Below are 402 nucleotides of genomic sequence, written 5' to 3'. Positions count from 1 at the left end.
CACTTTCACTGCCAGTCACGTCGTACGCGATCCATCTTCTTCAGCGTGCGCCATCATCGACAGCGTCCTTGACTTCGACATGGCCGCAGCCCGCACCTCCACTGCCTCCGCATCGGCGTTGGTGGACTACGTGCGGGCCGAGCGCCTACAGGTGCAATGGTTGCTGGAAACCCACGCGCATGCCGACCACCTCTCAGCAGCACCATGGCTGCGGGGCCAGGTGGGAGGTACGCTGGCCATCGGCGAGCGCATCACCACTGTCCAGGAAACCTTCGGCAAGGTCTTCAATGCCGGTACTGCGTTCAAGCGTGATGGCAGCCAATTCGATCACCTGTTCGCTGACGGTGCCTCCTTCCGCATCGGTAATCTGCAGGCGATGTCGCTGCACGTGCCAGGCCATAC

Annotated in this window: 1 protein-coding gene; it reads left to right on the top strand. The window is 61.9% G+C overall.

Annotation, left to right across the window (positions count from 1 at the left end; all coding sequences use genetic code 11):
- Nucleotides 1-402, top strand: a 402-nt coding sequence (locus RhoFasB10_RS25950) for an MBL fold metallo-hydrolase (protein ID WP_167679363.1), incomplete at both ends; no start/stop codon positions are given.

Origin of the sequence: Rhodococcus sp. B10 (assembly GCF_011770055.1) — a bacterium.
GTDB lineage: Bacteria > Actinomycetota > Actinomycetes > Mycobacteriales > Mycobacteriaceae > Rhodococcoides > Rhodococcoides kyotonensis_B.
This window is presented reverse-complemented; position numbering and strand designations above follow the sequence as displayed.